Genomic DNA, 14,528 nt, shown 5'->3' on the forward strand with positions numbered 1-14,528 from the left:
CCGGCGCCGCCGGCGCTGCGGCGTCCTAGCGCGCGGGCCTCGCGGCCGCGATTGCCGGCGCTCGCGCTGCCGCCGCTGCCTGCGGCCAGCGTCGCGTCTCGCGCGCCGTCGGCGCCGTTGTCGATGTCGCTTCGCTTGCCGAGCAGCGCGGCGAAGTGCCCTTCGCCGCGCTCGCGATGCGGCCACAGCCGCTCGGACCGCAGCACCTCGAACGCCGGGTGCTTCTCGACGAATCGCTCCAGCACGTCCTCGTTCTCCTCGCGGTTGAACGTGCAGGTCGAATACGCGAGCCGCCCGCCCGGCTTCAGCATGACGGCGGCATAGTCCAGGATGTCGAGCTGCCGGGCGGCGCACATCTCGACATGCTCCGGCGACCATTCCGCCCGCGCTTCCTCGTCCTTGCGGAACATGCCCTCTCCGGAGCAAGGAGCGTCTAGCATGATCTTGTCGAAGAACGCCGGGAACTTCGCGGCGAGCTGGTCCGGGGCCGCACTCGTGACGACGGCATTCACAATGCCGCAGCGCTCGACGTTCTCGCTCAAAATCTTGGCTCGCGCCGGATGAATCTCATTGGCGACGAGCAGCCCCTCGCCTTGCATCATGCCGGCTAGTTGCGTCGTCTTGCCGCCGGGTGCGGCCGCCAAGTCGAGCACGATGTCGCCGGGCTCCGGGGCGAGCAGCTCGGCCGAAGACATCGCCGACGGCTCCTGAATATAGTACAAGCCGGCGCTGTGATAAGGATGTTTGCCGGGGCGCGCCGACTCGCCATAGTAATAGCCGGTCGGGCACCATGGAATCGGCTCCAGCACGAACTGCTGTCTCAATGCATCCATTATTGAGGCATCGGGAGCTCCTGCTTTTATTTTCAGCGGGTTTAACCGCAAGCCTTGCGTCCGAGGCAAAGCGTAGCTTTCGAACAAATGTCCGGCCTCGTCCGGGCCAAGCTGCTCGATCATCCGAGTGACGAACGCGGCCGGTAGCTCAGAGACACCAGTAGTCATGGATACGGTCCTTTCCAACAAAAAGTTGCTGTTATTTCCCCATTATAGCGGGAAGGGTAGGCAACCTTCAAACGGAAAGCGGACAGGAAAGCCCTGAGCGACCGATTACCGACAATCCGACTAGTTTGGCGGACATACGATTCCTTATTTGGCACTCCACTCTCCCAAAAAGCCTCATTTGAGCGAAATCAAGGTCATCTGTGTCCGCCAAACCGACGAAATTGCTTGATTTCCACCAAATATCAAGGGCTTCTTTGTCCGCAAACCCCAACATCAGATCGCCCGCATCAGCAAGCAATATCCCCAGCTACCGTCACGCCCTGTTCCAACCACTGTCCCCAGCTACCATCATCAATCGCTGCCCCCACCATATCCCCCGCAAACCAAACAAAAAACCGGACGCAACCCGCGTCCGGTCTCCTGAACAAATAAATCTACACCACTGGCGCCTCATCCCGCGTCAAGTCGAGCCAATCCATCTCTTCCCGCGTCAACCGCACCGCCGCGCCTTCCTTGCAGGAGTCCATCTCCTCCTGCGTTTGAGCCCCGATCAGGGCAGCCGTCGGGAATGATTGATTTAACACGTACGCGAGCGCGATCTGGATCGTTGTCAAACCTTTCTCGCCAGCGAGCTTCTCGGCGCGATAGTAGCGCTCCCAGTTCTCGTCGTTGTAGAACACGCGGACGAGATCTTCATTGCTCGTGTCTTCCTTCGTGAACCGGCCGGTGAAGAAGCCGCGCGCTTGCGAGGACCAGGACAGCAGGGGCAGCTGCGACTGCTCGTGCCAGCGCACGGTGTCGGCGTCGGCCGAGACGCAGCCTGCCCAGTAAGGCTCCTTGGCCTTCGCCAAGCTCAAGTTCGGGCTGCTGAACGAGAAGCCGACGAGCCCGTGCGAAGCGGCATAATCGTTCGCTTCCTGCAGCCGCTGATACGTCCAGTTCGACCCGCCTAGCGCTCGGATTTTGCCCGACTCGAGATGCTCGTTCAGGATCTCAAGAATGGCGCCGACCGGCAAGCTCTCGTCATCGCGGTGAAGCGCGTACAGGTCGACATAGTCCGTCTGCAGCCGCTCCAGGCTCGTCTCCAGCTCTTCGCGAATGTCGGCTTTGTTGATCCGCGGCACTCCGTTGCGGGGATGGCCGCCCTTGGTTAGCACGACGATGTCTTTGCGATTGCCGCGCGCCGCCAGCCAGTTGCCGCAAGCGACCTCGCTTTTGCCGCCTCCGTAGATGTACGCCGTATCCAGTGTGTTCCCGCCGATCCGCACATAGGCGTCCAGCAACTGATCCACTTTTTCCTGAATATCCGGGTTGTAGTAGTCCGTGCCCATAATCAGTTGGGAGACCGAGGTCTCAATGCCCTTGATCGGAAAAAAGTTCATCGCAGCAAACCCTCCATTATTTATAGTTTCACTCGAATCCGCTCATCGGCGGACAAGAGGCAAGCGTCCAATATGCGCATATTGCTTATGGCATCGGCTGCAGCAAACCGCACGCTCTGCTGGCCCCAAACGGTACGGGCAAAGTCATCCGCTTGCAACGAGTATTGGTTGATCGGCTCGAACTCTTCCACACGCTCCTTGTCGCCGAAAAAGACGGAGAACGAGGATGCCTGATCCGGCCGGCAAACAAAAGCGGAAGGCAGGAGGATGCGTCCTTCCGTGCCGAGAATCTCAAGCGTGTTGCGGAACGCCGCCCACATCGCGCAATCGAAAGTCAACCCAACCGTGTCCGGGAACTCGACGAGACCCGAAGCCATCATGTCGACGCCGCCATGGCGCTCGGAGAACATCGCTTGTACCGTCGCCGCTTCCGGCTCCCGGCCCAAGATGTAGCGAGCCGCGGATATCGGATAGCAGCCGATATCGTACAGCGCGCCGCCGCCCATATGGCGATGGAAGCGCACATTCTCAGCCGCTCCGGAGGAGTTGAACGTGAAGGTTCCGTGAATGCCGCGGATCGTCCCGATCTCGCCGCTTGCCACAATCTCCCGCACACGGTCATAACGAGGATGGAACCGGTACATGAACGCTTCCGCGAGATGCACGCCGGCTTGCTCAGCCGCCGCCACCATCTCTTCCGCCTCTGCTGCGGTCAGCGCGAACGGCTTCTCGCACAGCACATGTTTGCCGGCCTGGGCGGCGCGGATCGTCCATTCCTTGTGCAGATGGTTCGGCAGCGGAATATAGACCGCGTCGATCGATTCGTCGGCAAGCAATTCCTCGTAGCTGCCATAAGCGGTTGGAATGCCGAGCTGATCGGCAGTTTTCTTGGATTTCTCCAGGTCACGGCTGGCGATGGCGCTTACAACGCCGGTCGACGAATTCTGGATGCCGGGAATGACGGAACGGATCGCAATGCCGGCGCAGCCGACGATGCCCCAGCGCAGCTTGTTCGTTTGGTTCATGCAAGGATCACCTCATAAAATTGGATTCGTAATACGACTATATTGCTATTATAGTAGCGCCTGATTAAAATGAAAATACAAGCTTATTGAACGGAATACCACAATATTGTTATCGGATGCAAACAAAGGAGAGTCATCTCAATGAGAAAGCATCTAGCGCTGCCGATGTGGAACGGACACCCTTACTTATGCTTGCCGGAGTCGGTCGGCTGGTACAGCGACATGCCGGAGCATGTAGTGTATCGCGATAAAAACACCTGGGTCAGCTTCAGCATCCATGTCGTCGTAGCCGGCAAAGGGTACCTTGAAGTGAACGGCGAAGCGCATTCCCTGCAGCGAGGGGACGCCTTTCTATATTTCCCCATGCAGGAGCAACGGTATTACAGCAGCCGAGAGGAGCCGTGGAGCGTCCGCTGGGTGCATTTCTACGGCAACGAGCTGCATCCGTTCCTGACGGAACGAGGCTTCCACGTCTCGCCGCTCCGTACGCTGAAGCAACTGAAGCCTTGGGAGGATGCCCATGACGTGCTGCTGAGGGAGTGCGAGGAGCACAATTTTATCCATGTGCCGCGGTTGTCCGGGCTTACGTACTGGCTGATCGCCGAATTCATTCACCAGTCGACGCCTCTGACTGCCAGCAAGTCCACGGAAGCGCTCGAGCGCATCCACCAACTGCTTCCGGAGATGAGAAGAAGGTCGGCGGAGCCGTTCGTGCTGGAGCAATGGGCGGAGGAGGCGCAGGTCAGCACGTATTATTTCTGCAAGCTGTTCCGCAAGGCAACGCAGATGACGCCCTCCACATTCATGACGATGTGCAGGATGCAATCAGCCAAGCAGCTGTTGCTGGAGAAGCCCGACTGGTCGGTGAATCGCATCGCCGTCCATACCGGTTACGCCACGGTCAGCTATTTTCACAAAAAATTTCTGGAGCACGAGGGGATGACGCCGCTGGAATTCCGCAAGTTGTTCCGGAACGACGGCTAATCGGGCTTCACGCCGGAACATGCATAGGTTCCCAGCCAATTCGGAATAAAGCCGCGATTTCGGCCAGTAAGCCAAGGGGCAGTTTGAAACGAAAGTATGCGCTGATCGGGGGCGGAAAAATCCAAAATGCGTGAAGCGCACTCTCATGCGGAGATCAACGTTCATGTGCATACGACGATCGACGATACGGAGCTTACGCTTTGGCCAAGCTTTTCGTATATTTCACGACCTTGTTTTTCCCCGTGGTCTTTGCCGAATACATTGCCGCATCCGCTTCCCGGACCAGCTCCTCCGCCGTCATCCCGTCACGGTATTTGCTGTAGCCCGCACTGACCGTTACGCCGACGTCCCGTTCCACCCGAACTCTCATTTTCTCCGCCAACACGCCCGGCTTAATGGAACTGTCCGTGACGAGCACAACCAGCTCTTCGCCGCCGTACCGGCCGACTATCCCGATCTCGTCGCTTTCCTCCACGAGCACTTGCGCGACCCGTCTCAAGGCGTCGTCGCCGGCCTGATGGCCGCGGGTGTCGTTAAGCGTCTTGAAGTTGTCGATATCGAAGAAGAGGATGCTTACAGGCAGATCTCTCGCCGTATATTGCACCACCCGCTTGAGCAAGTATTTGCGATTGTACAAGCCGGTCAACCCGTCCGTAATCGAGGAGCGGTAAATCGTCTGCATCAGCTCCACGACCCGGTCGAAGACGAAAAGGAACAAAATGAAGTAGACGATGATCGGCAAAAAATTTTCGACAACTCGCAGCCCGTCCATCGGCGTCTCGACCACATACCGGTTGACGATATGAGCGAGCTGGCATATCAAGTAGGCGATCATGGCCGCCTTGTACTTGCCGGACTGGCCGACCCGGTGCGGGAGCAGGGCAAGCCCGAGCAAAATGAGCCCGAACAAGTACAGCTCCAGCCCGATATGCTGCAGCAGCCGGATCTGCTCGGGACTGCCGCTCAGCCACCCGGGAATCTGAGTCTGCATGGCGAAGAGGAGCAAGGTGACAAGCAAAAGCGAATAGAAATAAAGGGTATCGCGCTTTTTTGTTGAATTATATAATTGATAGACTGCCATGTTCAGGAAGATGAACGAGACGACCTTCAACAGCTGCTCGGCCGAATACAGCCATTGGTTGAACGCTTCGTCCTGGAGCGCCAGTACGATAAGGAGCACATGCTGGAATATGACGGCGGCCAGCGAGACGCTCAAGGTCATATAAGCTTTGCGCTTGCGGTCGACCAAGAGCCGCAGCGACATGAAGAACATGAGCAGCAGGATGATCAGCATGCAGGATAAGGCGTATACCTGCGCATACGTTCCAACGAACAGTTCCGATAAGTTCAAGGCGGCCTCCCGGTAATTTGGACTATCTCTGTAAATCCGCATGTTTTTACAGCGATCCCGCGGGTTAGCGGGCATCAGGCGACTGTATCCGTATTATAGCAGAATTTCCTACACCGCAGATTAACTGATAATAGGGGCGATGGGCAATGAAAATTTTGCAGGCTTTGTTTTTCCCTCCGGAGCAGCCGGGCGGGGTCTCCTCCATGGTTCCTTACATCAATGAGCAGTTTCTCGAGAAGGGCTGGGAGATGGAGCTGTTCTCCATTCCGAAGCGTGTGCGGAGCAAGGGAACGGAAGATGTCAAGTTCGCTACATTCGATTGGACACCGTTCGCCGGCAATCCGATTGTGGACAAATACATTCAGACGTATAAAGACTATGTATGGTGGACCAAGCTGCGCGTCCGCAAAACGTACGACTTGATTCACGCGCATCATCCGATTGCGGCACTCGTCATGAAGCAGCTGTTCCCGGGCACGCCTGTCGTCATGACGATCCACTCCAGCTATGAGCGGGAGCTGATCCTGAACGGCAAAATCGCCGAGGGCGGACCGGAGCACCGGTTTCTCACTTCGTTGTACAAGGAGCTCGAGCATAAGACGGATGCGATTCTGACCGTCTCCGAATCGTTTAAGCAATACGCCGGCTCCTATATGGAGGATTTGTCTCAAATCCGCGTTATCTCGAACGGCTTCGACGAGAAGCGGTTCCGCCCGATCGCCCATGAGAATGCGGTGCCTCAGCTGATCACCGTCTGCCGACTCGTCCCGGCCAAGGGTATCGATACGCTGCTGCACGCTTGCGCCGAGCTGAAGAAGATGGGCCACCCGTTCGTCCTGCACCTGATCGGCGACGGGCCGATTCGCGAGGAGCTCGAGCAGATGGCGATCGATCTGAACATCTATGAGGAAATTATTTTTTACGGCTACATGCTGCATCCGGAGGAGTTTATGCCGTTTTTCGATATTTTTGTCCTGCCTTCACGGGCGGAAGCGTTCGGTTCGGTGTTCGCGGAGGCGGCGCTGTGCTGCTTGGCGCTCGTGGGGACGGATGTCGGCGGCATCGCCGAGCAGATCGATCACGGCCATAACGGCTTGCTCGTGCCTTCGGACGACCCGGCGGCGCTGTGCGCGGCGCTGGAGCTCGTCATGGCCGATCCGACGTATCGGTATCAGCTCGCTCGCTCGGCCATGATGAAGGCGAAGCAAATCTATTCGCTCAGCCGGGTTATTTTGCAGCTGAAGCATGTCTACGAAACTACAGGGTTGAAAAGGGAGAGAATAGGACCATGAAGCTTAGCATTGCGAAATCGACTTGGGGCATGACCGGCACCTTGCTGGAAAATACCAAGCAAATTATAGCCGGCGGGTATACGGGAATCGAAACCGTCATTCCGCGGGAGCAAGATCGTGCGGCGTTTCTGGACACCGTGCGCGGGGGCGGGCTTGATCTGATGATCCAAGTGTTCACGGAGGGTCCGGATCACTATGCTTCCTTCCGCGCGCAAGTCGAACAAGCTGCTAGTCTGCAGCCGAAGCTGATCGTCTCGCACAGCTTGAAGGACAGCTCGCCGCTCGACGAGCAGCGGCGTTTTTTCGAGCAGGCGCTGAAGCTGGAGCGCGAGATCGGCATTCCGATCGCACACGAGACGCATCGCGGCCGGGCTTTCTTCACGCCGTGGCATACGGCGCAGATGCTGACCGAGTTCCCGGAGCTGAACGTGACGGCGGACTTCAGCCACTTCTGCTGCGTGTGCGAGTCGCTCCTGGGCGATCAGGAGGACAACCTGAAGCGGATCATCGCGCGAGCGCTGCACGTCCATGCCCGCGTCGGCTACGCCGAAGGGCCGCAGGTGCCGCATCCGGCCGCGCCGGAATATGCGAGTGAGCTCGCCGCCCACGAGGGCTGGTGGGAGCAAATCTTCGCCGCGCGCGCAGCCGCCGGCCATACGGTCACGACGGTCACGTCCGAGTTCGGGCCTCCAGGGTATCTACATACGCTTCCGTTCACGAATGCGCCGGTTGCGAACCTGTGGGACGTCTGCCTATGGATGCAGGGACGGTTGAAGGAACGGTTTCCGCAGCATCAGTAAGGCGCCTGGCGCAAACCCCCAGCCGGTCGGCTGGGGGTTTGTTTGGCTATTTGATGATTCCATCACGCTGTTGTTCGTGCTGCACGGAGTTGACTGGCGATATGGGGAGGATTAAGTATGGAATCTCAGAAAGCAGATTGTTGCCTAACGGCGAAGCAGGAACTGATTGAGGCGATTAAAGCCAACGACTTTTTTACTGTTGAGAAAATCATATCAGGGCAGCCGAAGCTGCTGCATGAGCCGATACCATTTGCTGACGGCGGCGGTCCGCTAAGCTACGCGGCCCAATGCAACCATGTTGCATTGGTCGAGTGGTTGGTGCAGGCTGGGGCAAAGGATATTCAACAAGCCTTTTCGAGAGCATGCATGAAAGCCAATCGCGTCGTGGCCGAATATCTTGTGAAACAGGGAGCCGATCCCAACGCTCTATATGCGGATCATGCAACCCACTATGGACCGGTCATCCTGGCTGTATGCGAAGCGCTTCATCCGGAAGGACTTCAAATGATCCTCGAGCTTGGAGCCGATCCGGGCGTGCTGTACAAAACTTCAAATGGGAGGATTAATTCGCCCTTTGGTTTTTTGCTCGGCGCTTATGCGAGACAACCATCCAGGAAACATCATTGTCTTCAAATCTTAGCCGATGCCGGCTGCAGGTTTGAGGATACACCGATCACTGCGTTTCACCTTGGGCGGATTGATTTGTTGGAGAATCATCTTCGAAATGAGCCGGATTTGCTCTTCCGCAGGTTTAAGGAGCAGGAGCTCTATTTTCCGAAAAGAGGATTTACGCAAGCAAGCGTATTAGCTCCGATTGAAGGCACAACCCTGCTGCATCTCGCTATAGAATACGACGAATTTGAGATTGCTCAATGGCTGATCGATCAAGGGGCTGACGTGAATGCCTTGTCGGCCCCGTCTATGGACGGAGGGGCGGGACATTCTCCGATGTTCCATGCTGTGCTGGCCTGTATGTCTCCAACGGACAAGCGGACGCAATTCCTGCTGGATCACGGTGCCGATCCATCGATCCGAGCTACAATCCGTCATCCGGAGGGCGGATGGGACGAGAGAGCCGGGAAAGTGTTCGAACAGGTGACCGCGCTCGAATACGCATTGCAATTTCAAACGGCTCCCGGCTGGTGCAATCGTGATTCTATCAAGGTGCTGGGGAATTTGTCCTAACTCGAGCATCACGCTGGCACTGTGCCAGTTTAATGATATAATATAGTCAGAATAATGCTATTTGGAAAGGGTTGGAACAATGCGTATTAAGCCCTCCACTACAATAAGACAGGACTATAACGGATTTTCGAAATATTGTCATGAGATTGATGAACCGGTTATTTTAACGCGTAATGGAGAAGCGGATTTGGTTGTGATGAGTCATGAGGCTTATCGAAGGATGGAGGCTCGAATCAAGCTTCAATCTAAATTATTGGTTGCAGAAAAGCAGGTAGCCGAGGGCGAACAGCTTCTTGACCATGACCAAGTCATCGCAAGGATGCGGTAATCATCCATCGTATTTTGCATGGACGTCGGGATTATCTTCGCGAATTATTCGGTTCATTGGAGTAAGGGGATTATTTCACTACAAGTTCAGCCGCTCGAAACCGAGCGGTTATTTCTTCTGCTTATACCATTGATTCAGGAAGAGTGCGTGGAATCGAGCCTTTTCTCCAAGCTAGTTCTCCAGGCTTCCGATAGCGCTTCGACGGCTAATATACGGCGGATGCCGGTCATGTTGGATTTGTCATGGTAAAAAATGCGGTTCGCAAACTCGAGCGTCATGCCGCCCGGGTCGGGATGAACGAGCTGAAGCGGTTGTGTGGGATCGAACATGCCGGCAGCAAGGACGCGGAAGTAAAACCCGGTATATCCGGTTTGCAGCACAAGGAGTGGAAGTTCGGTCCGGTCATGTCGTTTGCCCAGCTTGTAGCATGGCTGTCTCGGTTGGGACACTTGCACGCGCACTGGGCCGCACTCGAAAATATCGCCGATCCGAATTTCGCGCTCCGTCAGCCCCTGGACGGTCAGATTTTCGCCGAAGGCGCCGTGAGGAAGCGGTTTGTCCATCACTTGCTCCCAATACGGGTAGTGCTCGTAGCAATAGACGCAGATCGCTTTGTCCGGTCCTCCGTGATAGACGAGGTCGGCTTGGCCGTCGCCATGGAAGCCAGTCTCGGTCAGCCTGATCGGGCCGGTGCCGACGCTCGTTTTCCAGATACCGCTTAGCACGCTGCCCTCGTCGGCGGTGAGCGGCTTCGGCTTGCCGACATTGAGCGATACGATTTTCATATGTGAAACAGCCCCTATTCTACGCAATAATAGGCCTATTATAGGGGATTGGCACCGGGCAAGGCAAGCAGCATGGAGGAGGAAGAGGCGGCGGTATGAACATTCGAACGATGGCCGAACGGCTTGGGATGAGCGCAAGGACGATCCGCTTTTATGAGCAGAAAGGGTTGCTGAAGCCGGAGCGCAATACGGAGAACGACTATCGGATTTTTACGGAAGCGGATGCGTGGCGGTTGCAGCTAATTGCGGCGCTTCGGGAGCTGGATGTGCCCCTCGAGGAGATCAGTCGCTTGATGGAAGAGCTGTTGGAGTCTCCGATCGGTGAAAGTCGAGAGACGGGTGTCGATGCTAGCCGTGTGGAGCCGTTTTTGGCATATTTGAACGTGCAGAGAAGCTTGACCTACCGGCGTTGGGTGGAAATGAAAGGGCTGCTGGTCCACTTGGACGAGCTGATCGAACAAGCGGCCGATGCCGGCGGTCTTCGTCTTGAGCAGCTTTTCGAGCTGGCGCGGAAGTCGAAGGCGATTCGGGAGGCTCGCTCAGGTTGGGCGGACCGATGGCGATTCGATGAGCGGGCGGCCGATTTTGACGAGACGGTGAGAAGGGCGGAAGGAGTGCAGCAGTTGGCACCGGCGCATGCTTACGACCGATTGCTTGAGGAAACGGCGGCGGCTGTCAATCCGGTAGCTGGAGAGCGGGGGCTCGATCTCGGAACGGGCACGGGAAATTTGGCGGTGAAGCTGATGGCGGCAGGCGTGCGGATGGCAGGGGTGGACCAGTCGGCGGAAATGCTTAAGGTGTGCAAAGCCAAGCATCCAGGGTTGGACACGAAGCTCGGCAATTTGATGGCGGTTCCTTTTTTTGACGGGGAGTTTGACTTGGTCGTGTCGAGCTTCGCTTTGAGGCATTTGACGGTAGAGCAACTGCCGCTGGCATTGGAGGAAATCGCGCGAGTGCTGAAGCCGGGCGGTCGGGTCGCGCTGCTCGATGCGATGTTGGAGGATACGGAGCAACGAAACGGGTGGCTGGAGCGGAACGGGGATGGCGAACGGGCTCAGGGCGAGGGGACGTTTCCGGTGCGCAAGCAGTTGCTCGATTGGTTTCGGTCGCACGGGTTTGTGGCGTATGCGCAGCGGCTGGAGGGAGAATGGCTTTCGTTGGTCGTGGCGGTCAAAAGGGTGTGATTGGGGATTGCAGGGTTTGCGAACGCTTGTACGCATTCCGGTTTGCCTATACAATAGAAAGATGAGGTAAGGAGAGCGAGGGGAACGGAATGAGGGCGTTTCGATTCATGCATGTCGCCGATTTGCATTTGGACAGTCCGTTCAAAGGGCTCGCCGGATTGCCGGAGCGGATCCGGGAGTCGATCCGAGAATCGACGTTCGATGCGTTGCAGCGAATGATCGATACGGCGATCGAGGAGCAAGTGGACGGCGTGCTGATCGCGGGCGACGTCTATGACGGAGCTGACCGATCGCTGCGTGCGCAGCTGCGGTTCCAACGGGCGATGCAGCGGCTGGCGGAGCGGGGGATCGCGGCCTACGTCGTGCACGGCAACCATGACCCGGACGACGGACGCAAGGCCAAGTTGGCGTGGCCGGAGACGGTCCATTTTTTTTCTTCGACGGAGCCGGAATGCAGGCCGCTGGAGGATCGGTCGGGGGGGTTGCTGGCGCATGTGCACGGGATGTCGTTCGGGACGTCGGCGGTAAGAGATAATTTGGCCGCCCGTTATGCGGCTCGCGAGGGTGGCGGGTTCCAGATCGGGCTGCTGCATGCCAATGTGGACGGCGATGCCGGGCACGATAACTACGCTCCTTGCTCAACGAGGCAGCTGGCGGCAAGCGGCTTCCATTATTGGGCGCTTGGCCATATTCATAGCCGCAGGGTGCTGGGGGAGGAGCCCTGGATCGTTTATCCGGGCAACATTCAAGGACGGAGTGCGAGGGAAGTAGGACCGAAGGGTTGTTACATAGTAGATGTGTCGGAAAGCGGGAGGGCGGAACTGCGGTTCCGGCCGCTGGATGCGGTGCGGTGGTTTGCGGAGACGGTCTCGATCGAAGGGATGACGACCGAGCAGGAGCTGCGCGACGAGCTGGCGTTTCGGCTGGAGCAGGTGGATTCTGGTGCTGCTGGGGGCCGCTCCGCTGTAGTGCGGTTGCAGCTGGAAGGACGGGGACCGCTGCACCGGGCGCTGCAGTCGGGCAGCTTGCTGCAGGAGCTGCTTGGCGAGCTGCGGGAGGAGCAGCTGCGCCGGGCGGAGCGAGGCGGATGGAGCGGCGCTCGTTTGGGCTTGGGAGGCGAGGAGCGGGAGCGCTGGGTTTGGCCGGAGTCCATCGTGCTGCGAACGGGCGTGGAGCTGGATCGGGAACGGCTGCTGCGGCAGGAAGGGTTTATAGGCGATCTGATCGCCAGCGTAAACGGACTGCTGGAAGCGGGGCGGAGCTCTTCCGAGCTGGAGGCGTATTGCCGTACGGCGTTGGAGCCGCTGCTGCAGCATCCGAAGGCCGGCCGGCTCGTCGAGGAGCTGCTGCGCGAGGAAGGCGCCGATTGGCTGCGTGCGGCGGAGGAGCTGGCGCTCGGTCTCCTGACTGAGGAAGAGGGGTGGGACGGATGAAGACGATGATCGGCCGGCTCGACGTCGATGCCTTTGGCAAGCTGCGCGACCGGCGCTATGAGCTGGAGCTGCGGCGGCCCCATGCGGTGACGCTGTTTCACGGTCCGAACGAGGCCGGCAAGAGCACGTTGCTTGCGTTTATCCGCGCCATGCTGCTCGGGCTGCCGTCGCGGGGGACCGCTGTGGAGCGGCATGAGCCGGTGGGGGGAGGCGCTCATGGCGGCTCTCTGTTGCTATTCGACGACGCTGGCGGAGAGCTTCGTGTGGAGCGGCGGTTTGGCGCGGTTGGCGGCGGTGGGGCTGGAGCTGGGAATGGTAACAGTAGCGGAGGCGGTTCGGCGGCTGGCAAAGGTCGGCTTGGCGCGGCGGCGGAGGCTCAGCTTAATGCTATGCTGGGCGGGTTGTCCGGCGAGCTGTTCCGCAGTTTATTCGCCTTTAGCCTGACCGAGCTGCAAGAGCTGAGCACGCTGCAGGCGGACGAGCTGTCCGGCTACTTGTACAGCGCCGGATGGGGGACTAGCGGCAAAGCCGTCGTCGCGGTAGAGCGGCGGCTCGCGCTTGAGGCGGAGCGGCTGTATCGGCCGCGCGGCAAAAACCAGGAGCTGGCGTTAGCCATTCGCGCCTGGGAGGACGAGGAGGCGGGGCTGCGGCGCAGTCGCGAGCAGCTGTCCGGCTACAACAAGCTGGCGGATGAATTGCAGGTTGTGGAGACCAAGATCTCGGAGACGGAGGAGGAGGCTGAACGGCTACGGGCTTCGGTTGTGTGGGCGGACAAGCTGCTGCAAGCGGAGGAGCCTTACCATCGGGCGGAGCGCGCACGGGCGAGGCTGGAGGAGCTGCGCGTTTTCGAGTCGTTCCCCGCTAAGGCGGGGGAGCGGTACGAGCAGGCCGCGGCGGAGCTGGAGCTGCGGCTAAGCGCTTTGCGGCAGCTTGAGGCGCGGCGTGCCAGGCTCGAGCGCGAGCTGGCTGATGAGCTGCGAGTAGATGCGGCGCTGCTGGCGGAGCGATTGCGGCTGGACGAGCTCGTGGAGCGTGCCGGCGCGTATCGCGAGCGGCAGGCGGCGGCCGCGGCCCGGCGAAGCGAGCGGGGGCAGCTCGAGCAGGAGCTCGCGCGGCTGCTGGAGCGGCTCGGGCCGGGCTGGAGCGAGGCGAGCGTCGCGGCTGTGCCGGCGAGCGTCGCCGCGCACGAGGGGTTGCGCGCGCAGGGCGAGGAGCGGCAGCGGCTCGCGCGCAGGCGGGAGCTGCTGCAGGCGGAGCTGGAGAGCGCGGAGCGCCAGGCTGCGGCGGCGGAGCGCGAGCGGCTGCAGCAGGAGGCGCGGCTCGTGCGCCTGCGCCAGGACGCCGCGCGGCGGTTCGCCGCCTGGCGCGAGCTGTCCGGCGACGAGCTGCGCTACCACATGCAGCAGCTTCGCCGCGAGGCGGCGGAGTGGCTGCGGCTGCACGGCGAGCTGCGGCGGCTAAGTGCGGGCGAGCAAGATGCCTTGGCGGCAGCAGCAGCAGGAGCCGGTGCTGGGCTTAGTGGCAGCGGAGCTGAGGCACAGCGAGCGGCTGAGTCCGTGTCGGCTGGGGCAGCGGGAGCCGGTTTGGGGCTTAGCGCCGGTGGCGCTGTGTCGCAGCGGTCGGCTGAGTCCGTGACGGTTGGAGCAGCGGGAGTCGGTGCGGGGTTTAGCGGCAATGGCGCTGAGGCACAGCGAGCGGCTGAGTCCGCGGCGACGGCGGGCACGCGCGGCTTGCGCCGCAGCGGCGCCGGGCGGCGCGCCGAGGCGGCTCGCGGCGGC

The 14,528-nt window shown here is 59.4% G+C and carries 13 protein-coding genes; 8 read left to right on the forward strand and 5 right to left on the reverse strand.

Annotated elements, in window-relative coordinates; translation table 11 throughout:
- The 3 genes from PKO02S_RS28940 to PKO02S_RS28950 form a co-directional block, all read right to left on the reverse strand.
- Nucleotides 1-1,001, reverse strand: a 1,001-nt coding sequence (locus PKO02S_RS28940) for an RsmB/NOP family class I SAM-dependent RNA methyltransferase (RefSeq protein ID WP_164821750.1), incomplete at its 3' end; no start/stop codon positions are given.
- 434 nt (nt 1,002-1,435) lie between these two features.
- Nucleotides 1,436-2,383 (reverse strand): aldo/keto reductase, encoded by a 948-nt coding sequence (locus PKO02S_RS28945; protein ID WP_127588493.1) that lies wholly within the window; start codon nt 2,381-2,383, stop codon nt 1,436-1,438.
- Nucleotides 2,384-2,403: 20 nt separating this feature from the next.
- A complete protein-coding gene (locus PKO02S_RS28950) occupies nt 2,404-3,408 on the reverse strand; it encodes a Gfo/Idh/MocA family protein (protein WP_127588494.1) in 1,005 nt (334 codons plus the stop codon).
- Between the two features lie 141 nt (nt 3,409-3,549).
- On the opposite strand from PKO02S_RS28950, the gene PKO02S_RS28955 reads away from it, so the two are divergent.
- Nucleotides 3,550-4,392, forward strand: a complete 843-nt coding sequence (locus PKO02S_RS28955) for an AraC family transcriptional regulator (RefSeq protein WP_127588495.1) — start codon at nt 3,550-3,552, stop codon at nt 4,390-4,392.
- Nucleotides 4,393-4,585: 193 nt separating this feature from the next.
- Here the strand turns inward: PKO02S_RS28955 and PKO02S_RS28960 are convergent, their stop codons facing one another.
- Nucleotides 4,586-5,743, reverse strand: a complete 1,158-nt coding sequence (locus tag PKO02S_RS28960; protein WP_246067580.1) for a GGDEF domain-containing protein — start codon at nt 5,741-5,743, stop codon at nt 4,586-4,588.
- A gap of 146 nt (nt 5,744-5,889) precedes the next feature.
- On the opposite strand from PKO02S_RS28960, the gene PKO02S_RS28965 reads away from it, so the two are divergent.
- The 4 genes from PKO02S_RS28965 (at nt 5,890) to PKO02S_RS28980 (ending at nt 9,348) form a co-directional block, all read left to right on the forward strand.
- Entirely contained in the window at nt 5,890-7,035 is a 1,146-nt protein-coding gene (locus tag PKO02S_RS28965; protein WP_127588497.1) for a glycosyltransferase family 4 protein, read from the forward strand.
- Nucleotides 7,032-7,835 carry a sugar phosphate isomerase/epimerase family protein gene (locus PKO02S_RS28970; protein ID WP_127588498.1) on the forward strand — a complete coding sequence of 268 codons (804 nt, stop codon included), beginning with the start codon at nt 7,032-7,034 and terminating at the stop codon, nt 7,833-7,835. Before PKO02S_RS28965 ends, PKO02S_RS28970 begins: the two co-directional genes overlap by 4 nt.
- 117 nt (nt 7,836-7,952) lie before the next feature.
- A complete protein-coding gene (locus PKO02S_RS28975) occupies nt 7,953-9,020 on the forward strand; it encodes an ankyrin repeat domain-containing protein (RefSeq protein ID WP_127588499.1) in 1,068 nt (355 codons plus the stop codon).
- Between the two features lie 79 nt (nt 9,021-9,099).
- On the forward strand, nt 9,100-9,348 hold the full coding sequence (locus PKO02S_RS28980) for a type II toxin-antitoxin system Phd/YefM family antitoxin (protein ID WP_127588500.1): 249 nt from the start codon (nt 9,100-9,102) through the stop codon (nt 9,346-9,348).
- 134 nt (nt 9,349-9,482) lie between these two features.
- On the opposite strand, the gene PKO02S_RS28985 is transcribed toward PKO02S_RS28980, so the two are convergent.
- Complete coding sequence (locus PKO02S_RS28985; RefSeq protein ID WP_127588501.1) at nt 9,483-10,133, reverse strand: MOSC domain-containing protein; 651 nt, start codon at nt 10,131-10,133, stop codon at nt 9,483-9,485.
- A 95-nt stretch (nt 10,134-10,228) separates the two neighbouring features.
- Here PKO02S_RS28985 and PKO02S_RS28990 point away from each other — a divergent pair, with 95 nt between their 5' ends.
- The 3 genes from PKO02S_RS28990 to PKO02S_RS29000 all read left to right on the forward strand — a co-directional run.
- Nucleotides 10,229-11,317 carry a MerR family transcriptional regulator gene (locus PKO02S_RS28990; protein ID WP_127588502.1) on the forward strand — a complete coding sequence of 363 codons (1,089 nt, stop codon included), beginning with the start codon at nt 10,229-10,231 and terminating at the stop codon, nt 11,315-11,317.
- 89 nt (nt 11,318-11,406) lie between these two features.
- The gene (locus PKO02S_RS28995) at nt 11,407-12,750 is read left to right on the forward strand and encodes a metallophosphoesterase family protein (RefSeq protein WP_127588503.1); all 1,344 of its coding nucleotides are present in this window, start codon (nt 11,407-11,409) and stop codon (nt 12,748-12,750) included.
- Nucleotides 12,747-14,528 (forward strand): AAA family ATPase (locus tag PKO02S_RS29000; RefSeq protein WP_164821751.1); only part of this gene is annotated, 1,782 nt, incomplete at its 3' end. The genes PKO02S_RS28995 and PKO02S_RS29000, both read left to right, overlap by 4 nt.

The organism is Paenibacillus koleovorans NBRC 103111 (assembly GCF_004000845.1).
Taxonomy (GTDB): Bacteria; Bacillota; Bacilli; order Paenibacillales; family NBRC-103111; genus Paenibacillus_AA; species Paenibacillus_AA koleovorans.

Bases quoted from the DNA above. Each gene is read 5' to 3' on its own strand.
- PKO02S_RS28965 (WP_127588497.1), top strand. From the start codon at position 5,890: ATGAAAATTTTGCAGGCTTTGTTTTTCCCTCCGGAGCAGCCGGGCGGG.
- PKO02S_RS28945 (WP_127588493.1), bottom strand. From the start codon at position 2,383: ATGAACTTTTTTCCGATCAAGGGCATTGAGACCTCGGTCTCCCAACTG.
- PKO02S_RS28975 (WP_127588499.1), top strand. From the start codon at position 7,953: ATGGAATCTCAGAAAGCAGATTGTTGCCTAACGGCGAAGCAGGAACTG.
- PKO02S_RS28980 (WP_127588500.1), top strand. From the start codon at position 9,100: ATGCGTATTAAGCCCTCCACTACAATAAGACAGGACTATAACGGATTT.
- PKO02S_RS28970 (WP_127588498.1), top strand. From the start codon at position 7,032: ATGAAGCTTAGCATTGCGAAATCGACTTGGGGCATGACCGGCACCTTG.
- PKO02S_RS28955 (WP_127588495.1), top strand. From the start codon at position 3,550: ATGAGAAAGCATCTAGCGCTGCCGATGTGGAACGGACACCCTTACTTA.
- PKO02S_RS28995 (WP_127588503.1), top strand. From the start codon at position 11,407: ATGAGGGCGTTTCGATTCATGCATGTCGCCGATTTGCATTTGGACAGT.
- PKO02S_RS28950 (WP_127588494.1), bottom strand. From the start codon at position 3,408: ATGAACCAAACGAACAAGCTGCGCTGGGGCATCGTCGGCTGCGCCGGC.
- PKO02S_RS28985 (WP_127588501.1), bottom strand. From the start codon at position 10,133: ATGAAAATCGTATCGCTCAATGTCGGCAAGCCGAAGCCGCTCACCGCC.
- PKO02S_RS28990 (WP_127588502.1), top strand. From the start codon at position 10,229: ATGAACATTCGAACGATGGCCGAACGGCTTGGGATGAGCGCAAGGACG.